The organism is Corallococcus sp. AB049A, from assembly GCF_003668885.1.
Lineage (GTDB): Bacteria > Myxococcota > Myxococcia > Myxococcales > Myxococcaceae > Corallococcus > Corallococcus interemptor.
Window position 1 is genome coordinate 1 of the sequence record NZ_RAWL01000748.1, and the last position, 1,931, is coordinate 1,931.

Genomic DNA, 1,931 nt, shown 5'->3' on the forward strand with positions numbered 1-1,931 from the left:
ATGGACTGCCTCCGGGTCTGGGCTACTACACCACGGGCTGACGCCAGGCCTTGGACAGGTGGCCGGGGGGGGACTGGTTGAAGCGGTGAAGCAGCTCCTCCCGGCCGTGCTCCAGCAGGTACGTGAGCTCCCGGGGCATGAGGGTCTTCACCGTGACGAGCCGGACCTGTCCGTCCGGCATGGTGAAGTGGCCTGGGAGGGTGGGGGTGTCCATGCCGAGGAGCACGGCGACCCGGCCCTCTTTCGTCAGGAGGGGTTCGGGCAGGTGCGCGCCGTCCACTTCCATGGAGAGGATGCCGGTCCTCGCGGGTTCATGCAGGTGTTCGTGGCCCACGAGTTCGTTGGCGATGCGCTCCAGCAGCGTCACGGGCCATTTGGCCTGCGGCTCATCGGTTTCCAGCGCGAGTTCCAGGCCGAAGCCCACGGAGGGCTCCACGGTGTCCACGAAGAAGTCGGAGAGGCCGTCCGTCACGAAGAGGGCACGTCCTTCGGGGCGGTGGATGACGCGCCAGACCTGGCGCCTCGCGGGCCAGCCGCCCCCGACGACGATGGGGAGGATGGCGTTTTCATCCAGTGTGCCCAGCGTGCGCCAGAAGGCTTCACGGGCCGTTTCGGTCCGTTCGTAGAGCGCTTGGAGTTTGCGGCGGTGCTCGCGCTGTTCCGGGCTGACTTCGCTGGGGCCCGTTACTTCCGTGAACACCATCCCCGTGGCACCAGAGCGCTCCAGAGCATCCTTGATGTCCTCGGAGACAATGAGCACACCCGTCCAGCCCCAGGGGCGGAAGACCTTGGCATCGCCCACTTTCGTCGTGTCGATGCGCATACCCATGACGGACCTGTATCGCCCGGTCTTCTCCGGCCGCCCGTCTTCAGGCTTCCAATACAGCACCTCCGCTGACTCCTGATCATCGATACATCGAATGGTCCGCGTCGCGACGAGAATGAAGTAAGGCTCGGACTGTCCTTCGACCTCGACCGGAATGACCTGCACCTCGCCGGGCGCCAGCTCGCTGAACACGCTGGCGACCCTCCGATGAACAACCGGCGCGGCACCCACGCTCGTCGTGGAGAAGTCGACGACCCTTCCTGGATGACCGATGGGGATCCGTAGAGGCTCATTGACCTGGACAGGGCATCCATCCGCGAACTGCCAGATGTCATCGATCTCCTGGCCCTGACCATTCGTGGCTTCACCTGGCAGCCAGCGGTCCATCAATTCCATGTCGTCAAAGAGCTCGAAGTACCGCATCGGGATCACTCTTTTTTGCGTCAGGGTTGGGTAACAAGCAGGTTGAGCGGGGTGTTCTGCGTGGAGATCTCCTGCCCCAGGGATTGAAGCTCCTCTACCAGTGACTCCCTGCAGGTCAGGATGGTTCTGCACCGCCCCAAGGCGTCACGCAGTCTCTTGTAGACTGCCTTATGGTACGCCTCCGGATGAGGCCCTTTATGTCCGGGAACGCGGACGGTGTTCACCTCGTCATCCAGGGACATCCCCGCGCGGTCGAAGAGCTTCTGGAACCTGGGGGACCATGGGCCACCGTTGTGCGTCGCCTCCCACCACTTGTTCGTGGCGATGTGATGCACCCGGACTTCGACAGGCGCGGGGACGTTCGATCCCTTCGCGCCCATCGCCACGGCGTTGGGTGCCAGCGCAATGGTCACTTCCCCGCTCGCGGACACCGCGACCGCGGAGACCTCCGCCGCGGCCACCAGCCGGAAGCCTCCCTGCTCCGCTCCCACCAGCGCGGCCTGTGCTGAACCGGGTAGCGTCGCGACCCTCGACGCCAGCGTCTGCGCCGTGCTCCCCAGCGCCGCCATCGCCAGCATCACGAAGGCCCTTGCCGCCTGCTTGCCCATCACCTCGCCGTACTTCTCTCCCGCGCTCCGGATGCCGTCGAACGTGTCCGCGTCCCTCACCTCCGCCGCCAGCA

General features: G+C 65.3%; 2 protein-coding genes. Both read right to left on the reverse strand.

Annotated elements, in window-relative coordinates; all coding sequences use genetic code 11:
• Window positions 1–25: 25 nt before the first annotated feature.
• The gene (locus D7X55_RS38980; RefSeq protein WP_121725675.1) at window positions 26–1,249 is read right to left on the reverse strand and encodes an imm11 family protein; all 1,224 of its coding nucleotides are present in this window, start codon (window positions 1,247–1,249) and stop codon (window positions 26–28) included.
• A gap of 20 nt (window positions 1,250–1,269) precedes the next feature.
• Window positions 1,270–1,931, reverse strand: a 662-nt coding sequence (locus tag D7X55_RS38985) for an AHH domain-containing protein (protein ID WP_199747338.1), incomplete at its 5' end; no start/stop codon positions are given.